At 66.9% G+C, this 18,712-nt stretch carries 18 protein-coding genes and 1 pseudogene; 13 read left to right on the forward strand and 6 right to left on the reverse strand.

The features are described from left to right. The first annotated feature begins 74 nt into the window (after window positions 1–74). The 3 genes from QXK92_RS11490 to QXK92_RS11500 all read left to right on the forward strand — a co-directional run bounded on the left by QXK92_RS11490 (window position 75) and on the right by QXK92_RS11500 (window position 2,520). Entirely contained in the window at window positions 75–848 is a 774-nt protein-coding gene (locus QXK92_RS11490) for an SDR family oxidoreductase (protein ID WP_306241747.1), read from the forward strand. Window positions 849–910: 62 nt separating this feature from the next. Continuing rightward, window positions 911–1,639 (forward strand): carboxymuconolactone decarboxylase family protein, encoded by a 729-nt coding sequence (locus QXK92_RS11495; protein WP_306241748.1) that lies wholly within the window; start codon window positions 911–913, stop codon window positions 1,637–1,639. A 35-nt stretch (window positions 1,640–1,674) separates the two neighbouring features. Continuing rightward, window positions 1,675–2,520 carry a mycofactocin-coupled SDR family oxidoreductase gene (locus QXK92_RS11500; RefSeq protein WP_306241749.1) on the forward strand — a complete coding sequence of 282 codons (846 nt, stop codon included), beginning with the start codon at window positions 1,675–1,677 and terminating at the stop codon, window positions 2,518–2,520. A 5-nt stretch (window positions 2,521–2,525) separates the two neighbouring features. On the opposite strand, the gene QXK92_RS11505 is transcribed toward QXK92_RS11500, so the two are convergent. From QXK92_RS11505 to QXK92_RS11515, 3 genes are all read right to left on the reverse strand, one after another. Next, a complete protein-coding gene (locus QXK92_RS11505; RefSeq protein ID WP_306241750.1) occupies window positions 2,526–4,661 on the reverse strand; it encodes a hypothetical protein in 2,136 nt (711 codons plus the stop codon). A gap of 128 nt (window positions 4,662–4,789) precedes the next feature. After that, window positions 4,790–5,344: a TetR/AcrR family transcriptional regulator gene (locus QXK92_RS11510; RefSeq protein ID WP_306241751.1), complete on the reverse strand. Its 555-nt coding sequence runs from the start codon at window positions 5,342–5,344 to the stop codon at window positions 4,790–4,792. Beyond that, complete coding sequence (locus QXK92_RS11515) at window positions 5,331–5,774, reverse strand: SRPBCC family protein (protein WP_306241752.1); 444 nt, start codon at window positions 5,772–5,774, stop codon at window positions 5,331–5,333. The genes QXK92_RS11510 and QXK92_RS11515 overlap by 14 nt, the downstream gene beginning before the upstream one ends. 103 nt (window positions 5,775–5,877) lie before the next feature. On the opposite strand from QXK92_RS11515, the gene QXK92_RS11520 reads away from it, so the two are divergent. The 5 genes from QXK92_RS11520 to QXK92_RS11540 are packed head-to-tail and all read left to right on the forward strand — an operon-like array spanning window position 5,878 to window position 9,159. Next, window positions 5,878–6,102, forward strand: a complete 225-nt coding sequence (locus QXK92_RS11520) for a three-helix bundle dimerization domain-containing protein (RefSeq protein WP_306241753.1) — start codon at window positions 5,878–5,880, stop codon at window positions 6,100–6,102. Window positions 6,103–6,144: 42 nt separating this feature from the next. After that, the gene (locus QXK92_RS11525) at window positions 6,145–7,212 is read left to right on the forward strand and encodes a DUF2855 family protein (RefSeq protein WP_306241754.1); all 1,068 of its coding nucleotides are present in this window, start codon (window positions 6,145–6,147) and stop codon (window positions 7,210–7,212) included. Window positions 7,213–7,236: 24 nt separating this feature from the next. Further along, window positions 7,237–7,608: a DUF4345 domain-containing protein gene (locus QXK92_RS11530; protein WP_306241755.1), complete on the forward strand. Its 372-nt coding sequence runs from the start codon at window positions 7,237–7,239 to the stop codon at window positions 7,606–7,608. Between the two features lie 7 nt (window positions 7,609–7,615). Further along, a complete protein-coding gene (locus QXK92_RS11535; RefSeq protein WP_306241756.1) occupies window positions 7,616–8,473 on the forward strand; it encodes a VOC family protein in 858 nt (285 codons plus the stop codon). Next, complete coding sequence (locus tag QXK92_RS11540) at window positions 8,470–9,159, forward strand: M15 family metallopeptidase (RefSeq protein WP_371934507.1); 690 nt, start codon at window positions 8,470–8,472, stop codon at window positions 9,157–9,159. Before QXK92_RS11535 ends, QXK92_RS11540 begins: the two co-directional genes overlap by 4 nt. Window positions 9,160–9,161: 2 nt before the next feature. On the opposite strand, the gene QXK92_RS11545 is transcribed toward QXK92_RS11540, so the two are convergent. After that, complete coding sequence (locus tag QXK92_RS11545) at window positions 9,162–10,520, reverse strand: serine hydrolase (protein WP_306244342.1); 1,359 nt, start codon at window positions 10,518–10,520, stop codon at window positions 9,162–9,164. Between the two features lie 226 nt (window positions 10,521–10,746). On the opposite strand from QXK92_RS11545, the gene QXK92_RS11550 reads away from it, so the two are divergent. Further along, the gene (locus tag QXK92_RS11550) at window positions 10,747–11,607 is read left to right on the forward strand and encodes a phytanoyl-CoA dioxygenase family protein (RefSeq protein WP_306241757.1); all 861 of its coding nucleotides are present in this window, start codon (window positions 10,747–10,749) and stop codon (window positions 11,605–11,607) included. Here QXK92_RS11550 and QXK92_RS11555 read toward each other — a convergent pair. Beyond that, a complete protein-coding gene (locus QXK92_RS11555; protein WP_306241758.1) occupies window positions 11,604–12,983 on the reverse strand; it encodes a PE domain-containing protein in 1,380 nt (459 codons plus the stop codon). The two genes, QXK92_RS11550 and QXK92_RS11555, sit on opposite strands and share 4 nt — an antisense overlap. Window positions 12,984–13,108: 125 nt before the next feature. On the opposite strand from QXK92_RS11555, the gene QXK92_RS11560 reads away from it, so the two are divergent. Further along, the gene (locus tag QXK92_RS11560; RefSeq protein WP_306241759.1) at window positions 13,109–13,876 is read left to right on the forward strand and encodes an N-acetylmuramoyl-L-alanine amidase; all 768 of its coding nucleotides are present in this window, start codon (window positions 13,109–13,111) and stop codon (window positions 13,874–13,876) included. Between the two features lie 271 nt (window positions 13,877–14,147). Continuing rightward, entirely contained in the window at window positions 14,148–16,172 is a 2,025-nt protein-coding gene (locus QXK92_RS11565; RefSeq protein WP_306241760.1) for a sensor domain-containing diguanylate cyclase, read from the forward strand. A gap of 41 nt (window positions 16,173–16,213) precedes the next feature. On the opposite strand, the pseudogene QXK92_RS11570 reads toward QXK92_RS11565, so the two are convergent. Further along, window positions 16,214–16,342 (reverse strand): annotated as a pseudogene (locus QXK92_RS11570) (alcohol dehydrogenase); the annotation flags it as partial. Between the two features lie 112 nt (window positions 16,343–16,454). Here QXK92_RS11570 and QXK92_RS11575 point away from each other — a divergent pair. Together QXK92_RS11575 and QXK92_RS11580 are read left to right on the forward strand one after the other, a co-directional pair. Next, window positions 16,455–16,787: a hypothetical protein gene (locus QXK92_RS11575; RefSeq protein WP_306241761.1), complete on the forward strand. Its 333-nt coding sequence runs from the start codon at window positions 16,455–16,457 to the stop codon at window positions 16,785–16,787. A 73-nt stretch (window positions 16,788–16,860) separates the two neighbouring features. Further along, window positions 16,861–18,642 carry a serine/threonine-protein kinase gene (locus tag QXK92_RS11580; RefSeq protein ID WP_306241762.1) on the forward strand — a complete coding sequence of 594 codons (1,782 nt, stop codon included), beginning with the start codon at window positions 16,861–16,863 and terminating at the stop codon, window positions 18,640–18,642. Window positions 18,643–18,712: the final 70 nt, after the last annotated feature.

Raw genomic sequence — 18,712 nt, forward strand, 5'->3', positions numbered from 1 at the left:
GGCCGCTCGATTAAGCCATGCTACTTATTAATAAGGCACTTGACTTCATTAATCAAGTGGTGCCTAATGCTCGAATGGACGTGACACAACTCTTCGACCTCACCGGCAAGGTTGCCGTGGTCACCGGCGGCGCCGGCGGTATCGGTGAGGTCTACGCCGAGGCGCTGTGCGCGGTGGGCGCTGCGGTGGTGATCGCCGATATCAACCTGCAGGCGGCGCAGCGCACCACCGATAGTCTGCGAGACAAAGGTTTTCGGTCGCTTGCGGTGCACCTGGACGTCACCTCAGCCGAGTCGGCCACCGCGATGGTCGCCGCGACGACGGGCGCGTTCGGTGGCATCGACATCCTGATCAACAACGCCGCGATCATGACCGACCTGCCGCCCTACGGGTTGTCGAATATGCCGGTGGCGGACTGGGACCGGGTACTCAACGTGAACCTGCGCGGTCCGTTGCTGTGCACCCAGGCCGTCGTCGAGTCGATGGCCTCGCGCGGTGGTGGACGGGTCGTCAACGGTCTGTCGGCCGGCGCATTCATGGCCGGCGGCATCTACGGGGTTTCGAAGTATGCGCTGCACGGATTGACCTGCAACCTGGCCAGCGAACTGGGATCGCGTGGCATCAACGTCAACGGGATCGCGCCCGGACTGGTCGACAACGACAGCGCATACGTCAGCCTGCCGAAGGACTCGCCGATCCGCGACATCCTCGGCGCGCAGATCCCCGGCAAGACTTCCGGGCCGCCGGCCGACCTGGTCGGCACGATGCTGCTGCTGTGCTCACCCGCCGGAGACTGGATCAACGGCCAGACCATCTCCGTCGACGGCGGCTGGATCATGCGATTGTGATGGCGCAGTGGAGGACTCGCGAGGAACGGCGAGCGGTTGCGCGCGCCGAGTACGAACGCATCATGACCACCGCGAGCCCCGAACCGGCCGGGGCCTACCTCGAGGCAGGGGTCATCGGGTACGTCTTCGGGGAGATGTGGCGCCGCGGTGTCCTCACTGCGCGCGACCGCCGCTGGATCACCTTGACGTGCGTCGGCGCGGCAGGGGCGATCACCCCGATCGAAACCCACGTCTACGCGGCCCTGAAGAGCGGTGATATCAGCTACCCGGAGTTCGACGAGTTCGTCCTGCATTTCGCGACCCAGGCCGGTTGGCCCAAGGCCTCAGTCATGCAGGTGTACGGAATGATGAGCGCCTACAAGATCGCCGAGGAGTCCGGCTCCCCGGTCGAGGCGCCGGACTTCGAGCCCTGGGCGGAACCGGTCGACGACGACGTCCGCCGCGACCGCGGCATCTCGGCCTACCGGCTGGTCCACGGCGACGCGCCGCCGCAGGCCCGGACTGGCTTTCAAGGTCGTGCCCGCCTGGACTATCTGTACGGCGAAATATGGAGTCGGCACGGCTATCTCACCCGTCGCGACCGGCGCATCATCAGCATCTGCGGCGCCGCATCGGCCGCGATCGACGAGGAGGTCACCGAGCACCTGCGGGCTGCCCTGACCCTCGGTGACATGACCCGCACCGAACTCGAAGAACTCGTCGTGCACTTCGCCGTCTACCTCGGCTGGAATCTGGCCCGGCGACTCGACGACCTGTTGGTTGCGGTGGACGGCGGGACTGGCGACGGCTGAGGTGCTTTCGAGCCGCCATGGCAGGATTTGTCGCTATGGCAGAGAACAGGGTCGGCAGAGTCGCCGGCAAGGTCGCTTTGATCACCGGCGCAGCGCGCGGACAGGGCCGCGAACACGCGATCCGGCTGGCCGAAGAAGGCGCAGACATCGTCGCGGTCGATGTCTGCGCAGATATTGAGGGCGTCGCCTATCCCGGTGCCACCGACAGCGACCTTGCCGACACCGCCGACCTGGTGGAAAAGGCGGGCCGCCGCATCGTCACCGCGAAGGCCGACGTGCGGGATCTGGAGGGTCTGCGCGCTGCGGTCGCGCAAGGGGTCGACGAGTTGGGGCCACTCGACATCGTGGTGGCCAATGCCGGCATCAGCGGGATTCCCGCGCCCGCGGCGATGATCGAAGAAGCCGCGTGGCAGACGATGATGGACATCAATCTGACCGGCGTGTGGCACACGGTCAAAGTCGCACTGCCGCACATGACCAACGGCGGGGGCTCGATCATCCTGGTCAGCTCCATGCTGGGCATCCGCGGCGGCGGCTACATGGCGCACTACGCCTCAGCCAAACACGCCGTCGTCGGCTTGATGAACTCGCTGGCCAATGAGCTTGCCCCACAATGGATCCGGGTCAATTCGATTCACCCGGGCAATATCTTGACGCCGATGCTGGACAACGACTGGTTCGTCCGGACGCTGCGGCCGGACCTGCCGAACCCCACCGTGCAAGATGCCGGAGAGATCATCGGTCAATTTCACCTGTTGCCCAAGCCGCTGATCGAGGCGCGCGCCGTCAGCAATGCCGTGTTGTTCCTCGCCTCCGACGAGGCGCAGTACATCACCGGGGCGGCGCTGCCGGTCGACGCCGGCGCGGTGGCGAAGTTCTGACGAACTCACCCGCTGTGTGCGGCCTCTTCCGGTGAGCACCGCGCAAGGCGGTAGAGCCGGTCGGGGTCGGCTTCCACACAGAGGTAGGGCTGCCCGTCCGCGGCGGTGGCGACACTGAGTGGGAGTTCGTTCGCCCCTGCGGAGTCAGGTTCAACGAGGAGCTCGAGTTCGTCGGAGGCGACGTACAACAGCGCATCGTCATTGGACAGCTTCCACGGCCGGCCATCGGTGGGCCACTCGCCGCCGATCGTCCGAATCGCTTGAAATTCAGCATCTTCGGACTCCTCGGTCTGCAGGCAGCTCACCCACAACTTGCCGGGCAGCGGGCGGAAGTACACCGCCAGGCGCTGCCGGTTGAGGTTGACGTCGACCGGTATCCCGATAGGAGGCAACGAGGTTCCGTCGGGCTGGTCGTTCAGCGACTTCTTGACCTCACGCGACCCGATCCCGGTACCGAACCAGTCGATCGTCAACACGGTGGTGAGGTATTGAGCGATCGCCAACGTCAGCAGGCCGCCCGCCCCGGCCACACCGACTCCCGCCGCTCCTGCCGCCGCGGTGACGGGGAGTGCGATCAGGCCGGCGACGGCCACCGCGCCGGCCGCCGTGGCAACCTTTCCTGCCGCCGTCAGACTGAACTCCGGATTCACTTCGGGCTCAGGCGGATTCTGCATCGGTCGCACTCCCACGGTGCGCGGCAGTTCATCGAAGAGCTCGCTGACTCGCTTGACCTCCGCCTCGTACTCCTCGCCGCTGAGCTCACCCGCGCGCTTCTTCTCTCCCGCCGATTGCAGCGCCTCCTCGAGGCTTTCGACGGTCTTGAGGTTGGCGCGCCGGGTCTCCTCCACTTTCGGGTCGCGCGGTATCTCGTCGAGACCCATCTCGTAGGTGACCTTGAAGCCGGCCTTGAAGTCGTAGAGCTTGGTTTCGGCACTGACGGTACCGTCGACCACCAGCCGGCCATCTCCGGTGCGCGGCAGGATGTCGGCGTCCAAGGCGTCCAGGCTGCGCTCTTCGCCGCCGATGACAACGGTTCTGGGCCCCTGCAACAGACACGGCGCGTCGGGGTCGAAGTCGCCCTCGTCGAGTTCGAAGCTGTTCCTCACGGTGTCCCGGACCTGACGCAGGATGCCCCACCCGCTGACGGCCAATCCCGTTTTCTCTTGCGGGTTTTCGGCAAGAATCGACGGTGGGAGCTGCTCACCGGCGGGGAGCTCGCGCAGCGTCTGCAGCTGAACCACCATGGATTCGTGGACGGTTTCCCCGATCTCGAAGCGGTGCACGACCGCGTCGAGATCCTTCACCGTGCTGTCGTCCTGCGCCTGGGGATCGACGTCCAGCGGTGTGGGCAACAGGGATTGAATGCCGTCGTCGCCCATCTCGGCCAGCTGCGGGCGGACCGCATCGGCGATCTGTGTGGCGAGCGAGTCGAGCACCCTGGTCTGCGCCTCATCGTCGGAGAGGCCGGGATGTTGCAGCCGCTCCATGTTCACCAGCAGTTGGCCGGCGATGCTGTGGGTGATCCAGTGAACCTCGGCATAGTCGAGTTCCCAGCTGATCCGCGGGTCGCCCCCGGTGAGTGCGGTGGTGCCGTCGGCACGGCGCTCGACGTTCGGCCCGAACAGCCGGGCCGCGAAGGGGTCCGGCAGCGCATCCGCCAGCAGCACCGGCGCATCCTGCTCGGTGAAGTTCAGCGCGATGGTGTGCTTGCCCGGCTCGGACTCGTGCCGCTCGAGCTGATCGTGAATGGTCAGTCGCCCGAACAGTGGGATCTCGTTGTAGGGAATCTCGCGGGACTCCCCGGCCCGGGGCCCGTCCGGGATCGTGACCGTCGCCGGCGGCAGTTCCACCAGGGGAATGCAGGTCACCGAGTCGATCACGATCCTGGAATCGAAGACCACCAGGTCGATCGCGAAATGCCGCAGCGGATCGCGCGTTTCGCCATCGTGCTCTTCCTGCCACGCCCGCCCGTGGGCGTCGACGATGAACCACACCCGGTCGAGGGTGAGGTCGAGCGTGGCGGTTGCCGAATACCCGGTGCCATCCACGGACTCGGTGCGCTTGTCGCCGCTGAACATCTCGACCGTCTGGTCCTGCACGCGTTCACGATGGATTTCGATGATCGTGTCGGGGCGGTCCATGTCGGATGCTGTACCCACAAAAAGACCGCCGCCAACCACGCCGGTCAGGGGTTCTGGCGGCCCAGCAGCTCGGAGACGAAGCGGTCGATGAAGTCGTCCGGCGGCGCGGCACCGACCGGTCCGCTATTTCAGTCCCGGCTTAGTCCCGGCCCCCGGAGAAGGTCGGTGAAAGCGTGCACGGCGGTCGCGACACCGGCATCGTCGTCGGTGGCCACCAGGTCGAGCAGCAGTCCACGGGTGACGGCAAGGCCCAGTCGTACCAGCGCCGGGTCGTAGGCGGCGCCGGCGACCTTCGCCGCTTCGGCCAGCCAGCCGTCGACGGCGCCGGGCACCATCCGGGCAAAGGGCTCCTCACCCTGGGCACCGCGGGCGTAACACTCGAAGAACAGGCGCTCGAAAGGACGCAAGTCAGGGCGGCACAGGGTGGCCCACATCGCGGCGAAACTTCCCGCCGGGTCAGTCGGCAGCTCCGCCAGCACCGTCATCTGCCGGTTTTCCACCTCCTCGACGATCGCCAGCAACATCTCGTCCCGGGATGCGAAGTGGTGTAACAGCATCCGATGACTGGTTCCCACTGCGGCCGCCACGTCGCGCAGTGACCGGTCGCCGATTCCGCCGGCCGCGAATTCGTCGATCAGGGCATCGAGCAGCTGCCGGCGGCGCCCGACGTCAGTGCGGGCCAAGTGAATGTCGCAATTGCTCGCTGCGGGCCTTGAGCCCCTGGCCTTCCATCTCCAGGTAGCGGCGCGTGGTGCGGATCATCAGCCTGGCGATGAGCGCGCCTACCGGGCCGCCTTGATCGAGCACCTGACGAACGAGGGTCCTGTCATCGCCGATCGGGGTCAGCGAGTGCAGCGCTGAGGTGATGCCGCCCGGGGACCGCTGGACCCAGGTCCACGACACCCCAGGGACCACATCGGTCACTTCCCAGACGAGCTTGGGCAACTTGGGTTGCCTGATCTGGAACCGCTTGCCGAGGGCGAGGCCGGGGCCGTCCAGGGCGAGCAGTTCGGAGACCGACGCGGTCCATTCGGGCCAGCGCTCCACATCGCTGAAAACGTCCCACACCAGGGGCGCCGGCGCGTCGATTTCGACGCCACTCTCAGTAATCATGTACCAAATGGTACATGGGCTGCGGGCCTGCGCACAGTCCCTTCAACGCAATCGTTCACCTTGGGTTTGACGAACAGTCACCGTCCGGGCAATCCTTTTCACCATGCCGCCGCGCGCACGGATCAGTGAGCAGACCCGGATCGCTGAGATCGAGCGCCGCCTCAAGGAACAGTTCCCCGCGGTCAGCTTCGAGGTGCTCGACGCCGCCGTCCGCGAACACCATTCCCGATTCCAGGCGAGTCCCATTCGGGACTTCATCCCACTGCTGGTGGAGAAGCGCGTTCGTCAGGAACTCGCCGACGCCTCGCCGAGCCACCCGGTAGCCTGACGTCCGGTGCCCCGACGTTGACGTCGCCCATAGTCTCTTGGCATGGACTTCGAAATCCTTCGCAAGGATCTGCACCAGACCCGCTTCGTCTCCGGTGCCGCGCCGACGCCGGCCGACGGTGAAGCCCTGTTGCGGGTCGAGTCCTTCGGGCTGACCTCGAACAACATCACCTACGCAGTCTTCGGCGAAGCGATGCGCTACTGGGATTTCTTCCCCGCGTCGGACCCGGACTGGGGGAAGCTGAATGTCTGGGGATACGCCCACGTCGAGCAATCGCGACACCCCGACCTGGCGCCGGGCATACGCGTCTACGGCTACTTACCGTGTGCGAGCCACCTGCTGATCGTCCCGGACCGCATCGATGAAAAAGGGTTCATCGACGCCGCGCCCCACCGGCTGCCGCTGCCGTCGGCCTACCAGAGCTACCGCGACGTCACGACCGACCCCGTCTATGCCGCGAACCGGGAGGCGGAGCACATCCTGTTCTTCCCGCTCTTTTTCACCTCGTTCCTCATCGACGACTTCGTCGCGGACGAAGGCTTTTTTGGCGCCGACACCATCGTGATCTCCAGCGCCTCGTCGAAGACCGCCATCATCGCTGCGTACCTGCTCGCCAAGCGCGACGGCATCAACGTGGTGGGCCTGACCTCGGCGGGTAATCGCGCCTTTGTCGAAGGACTCGACGTCTATGGATCAGTTCAGTTGTACGACAACATCTCTGAGCTGCCCGGTGATCGCGCCGTGTACATCGACATCTCCGGTGACGGCGCGGTGCGCGCCGGCGTCCACGCCCGCTACGGCGACCGCCTCGCCCACAGCTCCGCCGTCGGGATGACCCACTGGACTCAGATGACACAGGGCAGCGGCGACCTCGCCGGGCCCAAACCCGTGTTCTTCTTCGCGCCGGACCGCATCAAGAAGCGCGGAGCCGACTGGGGCACCGCGAAGCTCGACCAGAATGTCGCCGACGCATGGGCGCCGTTCGCCGATTGGGCTTCCAAATGGCTTCGTGTCGAACGGATTTCGACTGAGGACGAGATTCAGCGCGGCTACCTCGACCTGCTCGACGGAAAGGTCGACCCCGCGGCCGGGACCATCGTCGACCTGTGATCGCCGGAGTGTCAGGAGGCACCAGTGACAGCAGCAGTGATCGCGGCAGCTGCGGTGTTCTTTCTCGGCATGGGCAGCTACGCGCTGGCCGCCCCGGCGAAGATGATCGAGGTGTTCGGCATCACGTTGCCGCAGCGCGAGTCCCGCTCGGAGGTACGGGCCGTCTACGGCGGCTTCGGCCTGGCAATCGCAGGCGTGCTGGCGTTTGCCGCTACCAGTGCAGGCCCGATGCGGACGGGAATCGTGGTCACCGTCGGGTTGGCGTTGGCCGGTATGGCGTTCGGCCGTATCGTGTCGGCCGTCGTCGAGGGCAAGACCCCGTTCTATCCCAATTGGTTCTACTTCGTCGTGGAAGTGGTCATCGCCGGCGCTCTGCTGCTGACCGCCCAGGGATGAGTCGGCAGTGTTCGACGCGCTAGACCACGTCATCGTCGCCGTGCGCGACCTCAGCGACGCCACGCGCCGCTACGCCACGTTGCTGTCCCGGAGCCCGTCGTGGCGCGGCGATCATCCGGGCTGGGGCACGGCCAACGCGTTGTTCAAACTCGACAACACCTATCTCGAGCTGATCAGCCCCCACGGCGAGGGGCCGCTGGGCCGCACGGTCGCGGCGCACTTGGACCGGCGCGGCGACGGACCGATCGGCCTCGCGTTCGCCACTTCCGACCTCGATGCCGCCCGCGCCCGGCTGGTCGCCAACGGCCTTGCGCCACCACCTGTCTCGCCGGGTGAAGGTCGCGACACCGACACCGGGATGATCCGGCACTGGCGCAGCATGCTGCTCCCGCAGGCGAGCACCCGCGGCGTGCTGGTCATCGCGATCGAGCACGAATCCCCGAATCGCCTTCCCGAGGCCGTGCCGGCGGGATCCGCAGATGCCGTGGTCACCGGAATCGACCATGCGGTGGTGCAGACCGCCGACGCGGATGCCGCGATCGCGTTCTACGGCGACGGGCTCGGCCTGCGCCTGGCGCTGGACCGCAGTTTTCCGGACTGGGGCATGCGGCTGGTCTTCTTCCGCGTCGGCGGCGTCACCGTCGAGATCGCTCAGCCGCTCGGTGACGCGCCGTTGCCGGCGCACACCGACCAGCTCTGGGGCCTGTCTTGGCGCGTCCCGAACGCCGACGCGGCCCGCGCGCGGCTCGCCGCAGCCGGTCTCGAGGTCTCGGAGGTTCGCCCCGGACGCAAACCCGGTACGCGGGTGCTCAGCGTGAAGGACGGCACCTGCGGGGTTCCGACGTTACTGATCGAACCGCGTTGAGCTCCCGGCTGGTAGCGGTCACCCTTCTCGCGCTGCTTCCCGTCCTGGCGCAGTGTTCCCGTGCCGCCCCACCCCACGCGGCCGCCCCGACCACTTCGCCCCCGTCCTCGTCGGCCGCTGCGGGACCGACCACCGCGGCGGTCGAGCCGGTCACTGCCACCGAGCTCGGAGCGAGCTGGCATCCGGGCTGCCCCGTGGAACCCACGCAGTTGCGGCGAATCCGCCTCGGCTACAAAGGCTTTGACGGCCAAACTCACCAGGGCGAACTGGTCGTGCACGAAGACCTTGTCGCGGATGTCACCGAAATCTTCACGCTGCTCTACCGGCTGGGCTATCCCATCGAGCGGATGCAGACGGTCGACCACTACCCGGGAGCTGACGACGAGCTGTCGATGGAGGACGACAACACCTCGGCGTTCAACTGCCGCACCATCCCGGGCACCGACCGATGGGCTCAACACGCTTACGGCCGGGCGATCGATCTCAACCCACGTCGCAACCCCTGCCGCTATGCCAACGGAACGTTCGAGCCGCACAACGCGGCACCGTATTTGGACCGCAGTCGCCCCGATCCCGGGATCCTGCACACCGGCGACGCGGCGGTGCGGACCTTTACGGATCGCGGCTGGCGATGGGGCGGCGACTGGACCACTCCGGTTGACTACCAGCACTTCGAACGTCCCTGAATTCAGAGGCCGAGTGCCCGCGCCGCCGCCGTCGCGACCTCACCCCGCAAGGTCGACATCGGCGGACTGCCCCGGGTGTGGATCGAGTTGGAGAGCAGCACGATGTACGTGTCGGAGCCGGGGTCTATCCACAGCGAGGTCCCGGTGAAGCCGGTGTGCCCGAAACTGCCGACCGGAAAGACCGCACCCCGTGGTGCCGACTGGCCGGTGTCGATGTCCCAGCCGAAGCCGCGCAGGTTCTGCCCCGCAATCGCCGGGTAACGCGCAGCGAGCAGCGGCTGAGGCCGGTTCGGCCGTTGCGCAAGGGCTTTCCGGGCGGCCTGGTTGGCCGCATCGACCTGTTGGGGCGAGTGTCCGGGCTGCTGGGGCGTGGTCATCATCACCAAAGTCGCTTGTTGCAAGGGGAATTCGCTGGGACGGCCGGCGAGCCGGTCGAGGAGCGCTTGCGCGAAGACGCTGACGTCGTGGGCCGTGGAGAAAACGCCGGCATGGCCGGCCACCCCGCCCATCCGGCGCGCCGTCGTGTCATGCACGGTGCCGCGCAGCAGGTGATCCAGATCGGGGTTACTGCGGGGGTCGGCTCTGCCCTCTTCGTCGCGTGCCGTCGGTGCGATACGCGCCAGCAGGCCGGTGTTCCAGGTTCCTTCCGGACAGGTGGTCGGCAGCTGGCCGGCCCCGGGTGCCCACGCGACCGCGGATCCGTATGTCGTGTGCGGACCACAGGCTTTGACGGGCGGGAGGAAGCCGCTCTCTTCCATGCCGAGCGGATCGAAAATATGTTGCCGCGCATACACATCCAGAGCTTCGCCGGAGACTTTCTCCACCAGCGCCCCCAGCAGGATGAAGTTGATGTCGGAGTAGCGGAAACCCTCGCCGGGCCCGGACTGCAGCGGCGTGCTGAGCGCCCGGTGGATGCCCTCGGCCTTGTCGGGCCCGTTGAGTCCCCAGGGATCTCTGAGATCGACGTCGCCCGGTTCGCCGGAGGTGTGCGTGAGCAGCATCCGGACCGTCACCCTGGCGCGCCGCGGATCGTTCGCGGGGTTGAAGTCCGGCAGATGCTGCTGTGCGGGATCGTCGACCTGCACCGTGCCCTGCTCGACGAGCTGCATGACGGCGGTGGAGGTGACCAGGTTCTTCGTCAGTGACGCCAGATCGAAGATGGTGTCCTCGGTCATCTGCTCCGCGGGGGCCGGCACCCCGTCCAGCCCGGGCTCACCGGCGTGCTTGCGCAACCCGTAGGCCCGGTGGAACGCGACCGCGCCCCCGTGCCCGATCTCGACCACGGCGCCGGGCAGCTTGTCGGCCGCGATCGCGTCGTTGATCAATGAAGAGACGGCGCCGAAGGCAGGTGCGTCCGCCATCTCGGGCAGCTGGCGTGGCGCCGCGTGAACGCGAGCAGGGGCCTGGTTCGGCGGGCCGCTGCTCACCGCAATCTGTGCCGCCGAGTCGTGCGTGCAGCCCGGGACGAGCGCCAGCAGAACCGTTGCGACTGCGATGGCGTTTCGCTTCACGTGATTCCCCGTGTTCACGGTCAAGGGCTGAGCAGTTTCAGCTTAATGTGGTCAGGAGTACTACCCGAAGGACCGCATGAACATCGACGAAGAGTCCGTGACGACGCTCGAAGACCTGCGGGGTGATCTGGCGCAGCGGCACAAATGGACGCCCAGCGGTGGCAGCTCTGTCGAGGGCGCGGTCGTGGAAGCCGACATGGCGGCCCTGGCCCGCGACGGCTACGTCGTCTGGGAGAACCTGCTCAGCGCCGAGCAGTGCCGGGAGATCCGGGATGCGGTGCGCCCCTGGCTGGCGCATACCGGGCGCAACTCCTTCGAGGGCCGGCGCACCCAGCGCGTCTACAGCGTGCTGAGCCGCACCCGGGTGTGTGACCGGCTCGTCGACAATCCGCGGGTGCTGGCGGTGCTGGATCGCCTGCTGATGCCCAACTACCTGCTGTCGGCATTGCAGGCCATCAACATCCAGCCCGGCGAGTCCGCACAGCTGGCCCACCACGACGACGGGTTCTACCCCATTCCGCGTCCGCGGGAGCCCTTGGCGGCGGCGACGATCTGGGCGATCGACGACTTCACCGCCGATAACGGCGCCACCGTGGTGATACCGGGTAGCCACCGCTGGGGTAAACACCGTCCTGGCCCGGAAGATCCTGCGATTCCGGTCGTGATGCCCGCCGGATCGTGTGTCTTCTTCGTCGGCACGCTGTGGCATGGCGGCGGCGCGAACACGACCACGGGCGACCGGCTGGCCGTCACCGCCCAGTACTGCCAGCCGTGGCTGCGACCGATGGAGGCGTTCACCCTGTCGGTAACGCGTGACATCGCGCGAACGGTGTCCGACGACATCCGGCGGATGATCGGCTACAGCATCCACCCGCCGTTCGTCGGCGCCGTGGACGGCCTGCACCCGTTGCGGCTGTTGGGAACCGAACAGGACTAGGCGGCGATGCCCAGTTCCTGGTTGATCTGCGACCAGTACTGCGGGCCGTCCAGGGTGAGGATGATCCAGTCGTGAATCTGGCCGTTCGCCAGCACGAAGTTGAACGGCGCGGCAACCGCCCTGGCCGCATCCTGCAGGCGCAGGACATCGGGGGAAAGTATGTCGAGATTGCCTGAGTAGACGTAGGTCTGCGGGAGGCCGGTCATGGCGCCGTAGAGCGGGCTCACCAAGGGGTTGGTGACCGACAGGTTGCCCGCCCACGCCCTGCCGATCTGCTGCGCAGGGCCGATCGGCAACAGCGGGTCCTGGACGAACGCGATGTTCGGATTGGTCATCGACACGTCCAGCCACGGCGACAGCAGCACCATCGATCCCGCCTGGTTGAGCCCGTTGCCCGCGATGTACTGGGTGGCCGCCAGCGCCAGGTTGCCACCCGCGGAGTCGCCGATGACGCTGACGTTGGTGGGCCCGTGCAGGGCCACCTGCTCGGAAATGAGGTTGGCCATGGCAGGCACCACGAGGCCGGCGGTACCGCCCTGCTGCAGCAGCGGATAGATCGGCACCTGGACGGTCGCTCCGGTTTGATACGACATCACCGAGTAGTGGATCCAGTGCAGGAATGACGGCGGCAGGATGAAGGCGCCCCCGTGGATGGCGACGACGTATTCGCCGGTCGGATGAGCCGGCGTGATCTGGACGACGCTCATCCCGTTGGAGGTGGTGTAGGAGACCGTCTCGCCGAGCAGCAGGTTCAGGAACGGCGGCGGAGAGTTGCCGATGAACCAGGACAGCGGCGGGACATCGCTGGCGATCAGCGACAGGATCGGCGAACCCGTCATCGACAGCTGAGGCTCGAGCCCGGACAGACTCAGCAGTGGTTTGACCGGGTAGAGCAGCGCTTCTTCGAGCCGCGTGATGAGTGAGGGCGAGCCGGTGAAGGTTCCGGTCTGATCGGCCGCGAATGGCGGAGCGGCCGGCGCTCCGAAGATCCCGGTGACAATCTCGTTGGCCAGCCGGTTGAACCCGCCGGCCAACGCCGCCGGTGCTTGCTGGATTTCCTGGGCAACGGCCTCGAAGGTGTTCAGCAGCGCGGCGTTGGACGCCTCGGCCGCGGCGTACGCCCCGCTTGCGCCGTTCAGCGCCTGCACGAACTGGTCATGGAACACCGCCACCTCGGCGCTGAGCAGCTGATAGCTCTGACCGTGGTCGGAGAACAACGACGCGATCGCAGACGACACCTCGTCCTCGGCGGCGGACAGGACCGCTGTCGTGGCAATGGCCACGTCCCGGTTTGCTGTCGCGACCACCGAACCGATCGACACCACATTCGTGGCCGCGGCGGCCATCACCTCGGGCAACACAAGAATGGATGACATCGAGCTCAACCCACCCCTCCGGGCAACCCCCACGATGCCCAGCCAGTAACGATCGCCGAATTACCGAAGCTTATGACGCCGCGGCGGACCCACAAGTCAATTCGCCCGAATCTATTGTTTAGCCCATGGACAGTGACGCGGACTCCGTCAGCCGCCGCCGGCTGTTGTCGCTCGCCGGCGGCCTGGGCCTGACGGCCACCATCGGGGCATGCGCCGGGCGGACCGCTGCGGATCCTGCCCCGGTGCAGTCCACCACGTCCGCCGTCCCCGCGACTCCCTCGTCAACCGCTTCGGCACAGCGGGCCGCCCCGGCGTCGGCGCTTTGCCGCGACGCGTGGGGCGCCCGTCCCGCCAAGCCCGGCGGCACACCCCAGACCATCGGCCGCATGACGCTGCACCACGCCGCGGTGGTGCTGGGCGCCAACAGCAATGCTCCGGCCCGCTTCCGCGCGGACCAGCGTTACCACCAGGACACGCTCGGCTGGATCGACATCGCCTACCACTTCGGTGTCGACGCCAACGGCAACATCTACGAGCTGCGCCGACCCGACATTGCGGGCGACACGGCCACCGACTACAACACGATCGGCCACTTCCTCGTCATCTGCGAAGGCGACTTCGACAAGGAAACGGTGCCGGATGCGCAGGTTCAGGGAGCTGCACGCGTATTCGCCTGGGCAGCAGCCAGATACGGCATCTCGACGAACACGCTGGCCGGCCACCGGGATCTCGCCCAGACCTCGTGCCCCGGAAAGAACCTGTACGCCTACCTTGCGTCGGGCGAACTCAAGCACCGCGTCGACACTCTCCTGGAAGCCGGCGGCGTGGACCTGCAGCCATTGTGCGGAGCCGCAGGCGCGGCGAGGGTCGCCGACATCGAAGCCGGCAACTGACGCACGGCATCTGTGGGCAAAGTTCTTTTACGCTGCACCACAGAGCTTTTGATCGATGGTCTCGATAATCCGCACAGTTGCCTGCATTCGACTGAATGCCGATCGCGGGACCGGCAGTGTGCCCTCGTCACGAAGCGCGCCGTGCCGCGGCAGTTCGTCGCGACGCAATCCCTGAAGCTTTGGGTGAACACCGGTCGACGAACCCTTATCCTTCGAGGGTGGATCTTGCACGTGAACGCGGGCGCGGGGCCGGTTCACCACGAGGACCGGGATGACTGCCGGAGACCATCCGCTCGCGCAGTCCCTGGCCGATTGCGCGAGCGAGCAGTTGCACCTGTCGGGCCGCATCCAGTCCCACGGGGCGCTGATCGCCGCCGACCTGCAGGACAGCCGAATCACCTATGCGAGCGCCAACACCGCTGAGTTGATCGGGGTGGCGCCGGACCAACTTTTCGACTCGCCGTTGCTGAGCGTCTTCCCTGCGGACGAACACCAGCGGCTCGAGGAGGCGATCGAGCAAACCGGCTACCGGCCCTCCTCCCCCGACCTCTACGGGGTACGCCTGGCCGCTGCCGTCGGCTTCAAGGTCGATGTGATTCTGCACCGGGTGGCCGGCCAGATCGTCGTCGAGATCGAGCGGGCGCACGGCGAGGATCCAGCCAATCTTGTTCCGGTCCTCTATGCCTCACAGGGGATCGGTGAAGCGATGAGCGTTCCCGACATCGAAGCCGCCGTTGCGAGCGCCGTCCGGGCGATGACCGGATTCGACCGCGCAATGGTCTACCGGTTCCACGAAGACGAGCACGGCGAGATCGTCGCCGAAGACCGTCTGCCCGGCCTGGTTCGATACCTCGGGCATCACTTCCCCGCCAGCGACATTCCGCCCCAGGCCCGCCACATCTACACGCGCAAAGCGTCGCGCTTCATCCCCGATGTCGACGAGGGCGACGTCGCGGTCATCGCGTCCCCGCGGATGGCCGGAACCGCTCTGGACCTGAGTCACGCTGCGCTGCGCAGCGTGTCGCCGTTTCATCTGCAATTCATGCGCAACATGAATACCGCTGCGAGCGTGTCGTTTTCGATGGCGGAGGGCGGCCGGCTGACCCGCCTCGTGTCGTGCACGTCGGAACACCCCCGTTGGCTTTCCCGCTCCGAGCGCCGAGCGTGTGAATTGCTGGTCCTGCAGGGGAAGCTCCAGGTCACCGCGGCCGAACAGATCTCCAGGCTCAATGATGCGGCCCGTCGTGAAGCTGTGCGCAACCGCCTGCGGGCCGCCATGCAGACGGCCCCTGCCATCGGCGAAGGCCTCGCTTCCGCTTCCGAGGACCTGCTGGATCTCTGCGGGGCGGAGAGCGCGGCAGTCTGTGCAGACGGGCACTACCAATCGATCGGCGCAGCGCCATCAGAGGATGCCGTCCGACGACTCGCGAGCGAAATCCGCGCCTCTAGATCGCCCGGCTCGCCATGGGCCGCTGACCGCTTGCAGCAACAGACCGCGGACGCTCTCGGGGCGGCCGGCTGCTTGTTCGTCGCACTCAGCGCACCCGACGACTTCGTGATCTGGTTCCGGCGAGACCGACTGCAACAACTCCGCTGGCTGGGCGATCCGCGCACGCATTCCACGGGGTCGCTCAATCCACGCAAGTCGTTCGACACCTGGCTCGAGCAGACCAGCGGCTCCAGCGTGCCCTGGACAGAGGCCGACCTGCGGGCGGCGCGCCTGCTGGCATACGACGTCGAATCCGCGCAACTCAGCCGCGCCCAGGCCCAGCTCGCCCACCTCGGCATGCACGACCCGCTGACCGGGCTACCGAATCGTCACCATCTGAGCAGTGTGATGGCCGCCATGCTGGCGGGAGCATCGTCCGCCGCCCCAGTGGCCGCCATCTTCATCGACCTCGACCGCTTCAAAGCGGTCAATGACAAATACGGGCACGAGGCCGGGGACTGTGTCCTGCGCGAGGTCGCCAAGCGCATCGCCGAGGTCACCCGCACCGGGGCAGACGTCGTGATCCGGGCCGGCGCGGACAGCCCGCCCGCGGTCAGACTGGGGGGCGACGAGTTCTTCGTGCTGCTGCCCGGGGCGGATGCCGCCGGGGCATCTCTGGTGGCGGAGCGCATCCGTCAGTCGCTGCTCGAGCCGATCGCCATAAACCCAGATCTCCGGCTGACCATCGGCGCTTCCATCGGGGTGGCGCTGGCGGCGGAGCCCGAAGAACTGCACCATCTGCTGAGCCGGGCCGACGCCGCCATGTACGAAGACAAGCGACGCCCCAAGCCCGTGGAAGCATCCTGATTCGTCGTCCTGCATCGTCACTGAAAGTCGATGAGCCCCCCGTCGGAGTGGCATATCCCGGCGACCGCCAGTTTCACCAGCGCCTCGCCGGCCCGCGGTGGATCCAGCTCGATCTCACGGATCTCCCATGTCCGGCCCGCGCCCAGCAACACCGCGCCTTGGCATTTCATCGGCCGAGCATTCCTTTGCGGCAGATCGGCCCGCCGACCAGGGACCATCGGCCCTACAGCGGGCCCACGCCGGGGGCGCATGATGCGTGCATATACCGGGAGGAGCGCCATCATGGCAGAAACAGACACCGAGAAGAAGACCGTCGCGGAACGGGCGGCTGACCTGACCGAACGAGCGGCCGGCCTTTCTGACGAAGTCCTCAAGTCGGTCGAATCCGGACAACGGGCGGCGATCGATGCGGTGCGCAAGTTCGTCGGCACGGTCGAGGATTCGTTGCCCGGGCACGGTGAGGATCACCCGTCACGACGCAACACCATCGTGGACGCCGCTTTGGACATGGCGGACAAACTGGTCAAAACCCAGTACGAGTTCATCCGGAGCGTCGTGAGCAGCGCAAACGAGTCGTTGCACAAGCAGCCCGAGGACAAGCCACCCGCTGAGTGATCGCCGTCGGCCGGGTGCGGTTGCGGTGGGTGAAATTCGCCCCCTCGCCGTGCCGGTTTGTAGGCTTTCGGGCATGCCGTTCAAAAACGGCGAGGTCTTCGCTGGCTACGTGATCGAGCGGCTGCTCGGCACTGGTGGGATGGGCGAGGTCTACCTCGCGCAGCACCCACGTCTGCCTCGTCACGATGCGCTGAAGGTCCTGTCCCTGGCGGCCACCTCCGACCAGGAATTCCAGGCCAGGTTCAAACGCGAGGCGGAACTGGCGGCCACGCTGTGGCATCCACACATCGTCACTGTGCTGGACCGCGGTGAGTTCAACGGCCGGCTCTGGATCTCGATGGAATACGTCGACGGTATGGATGCGGGCGAGCTGGTACGCGACCGCTACCCGGATGGCATGCCCGAGCGCGACGTGGCCGACATTGTGAGCGCGGTCGCAGAGGCGCTTGATTTCGGTCATGACCGCCGTCTGCTCCACCGCGACGTCAAGCCGGAGAACATCCTGGTGGCCGCGGCCGATGGGCAGCGGCGCCGGGTGTTGCTGACCGACTTCGGCATCGCCCGCAAGATCGACGATGTCAGCAACCTGACCGAGGCGAACGTCGCGGTGGGAACCATCAGTTACGTGGCTCCCGAGCAACTGCTGGGCAAGCCGCTGGATGGTCGGGCGGACCAGTATGCGCTGGCCGCGACGACCTTCTTTCTGCTGACCGGCGCTCCGCCGTTCCAGGACTCCAACCGCGCCGTGGTGCTCAGCCATCACCTGAATTCGCCGCCACCGCGCATCTCGCAGCGGCGGCCCGAGCTCGCTCGCCTCGACGCCGTTCTGGCGAGAGCGCTGGCCAAGGACCCGAACAAGCGCTACCCGACGTGCGCGGACTTCGCCCGGGCCCTCGCCGAGGCTGGTAAGGCCGGAAATGCCGGCCTGGCCGAGCGTCCCACCACCCAGCGACTCGAACGTCTGATCGTTACCGGTATCGCCCGCGGAGTCCGCTCGGACGGTGCACCAGATCAGGTCGGGACGCTGTCACTGCAGGTGGTGCCGCACGAACCGCTCGAGGACCTGCCGCCTGTGCTGCCGGTCGAAATCCAGACCGATCTGGTCGCCGGTCAGCTCTCCGACGGCGACGAAGTCGAGGTCACCGGCATGTGGGACGGCGAGACTCTCGACGCCGACAAGATCGTCAATCTGTCGGCCGGCGCACGCCCGAAGCGGCCCCGGCCCGAGGCCCCCGCCGCCACATCGACCAGATCGACCACATCGCCGACAGCGCCGATGGACAAGCCACCACGGCGCAAGAGGGCATGGATACTGGCCGCTCTCGCCGCCGTCGCCGTCATCGCGCTGAGCGCCGGTGCGGTGCTGTACTTCACGCACGGATTCGGCCGCGAGACACGCCCGGGGCCCATCGTCAAGCCGGTGAGCGCCACGGTGTTCTCCCCCGACGGCACCCCTGACAATCCGCAGGACGCCAAGCTGGCGATCGACGGCAACCCCAACACCGGTTGGTCCACCGTGACCTATACCGACGCCGTGCCCTTCCCGAAATTCATCCAGGGCATGGGTCTGATGCTGCACCTGTCCGAACCGACGGCGTTGAGCGTCGTGACGCTCGATGTGCCCAGCACCGGAACCCAGATCCAGCTCCGCTCGTCCCCCACCGAGAAGCCCGCCAAGCTGTCCGACACCACGGAACTGGCTCCGACCACGTCGCTGGAACCGGGACGCAACCGCATCACGGTGACGAGCAAGACCAAGACCTCGAATGTGCTGGTGTGGATCTCCCGGCTCGGCACCACCAACGGCGAGAGCCGCACGGAGCTGTCCGATATCACCCTGCAGGCGGCCGGCTGAGCCGCCTGACGAGGAGCTTTCGTCCGAAAGACCCGCCGGGCAGGGACCTTGTCCTCTGGCCGCCTGTGGC

Source organism: Mycobacterium sp. TY815, assembly GCF_030755135.1.
In the GTDB taxonomy this organism is placed as follows: Bacteria; Actinomycetota; Actinomycetes; order Mycobacteriales; family Mycobacteriaceae; genus Mycobacterium.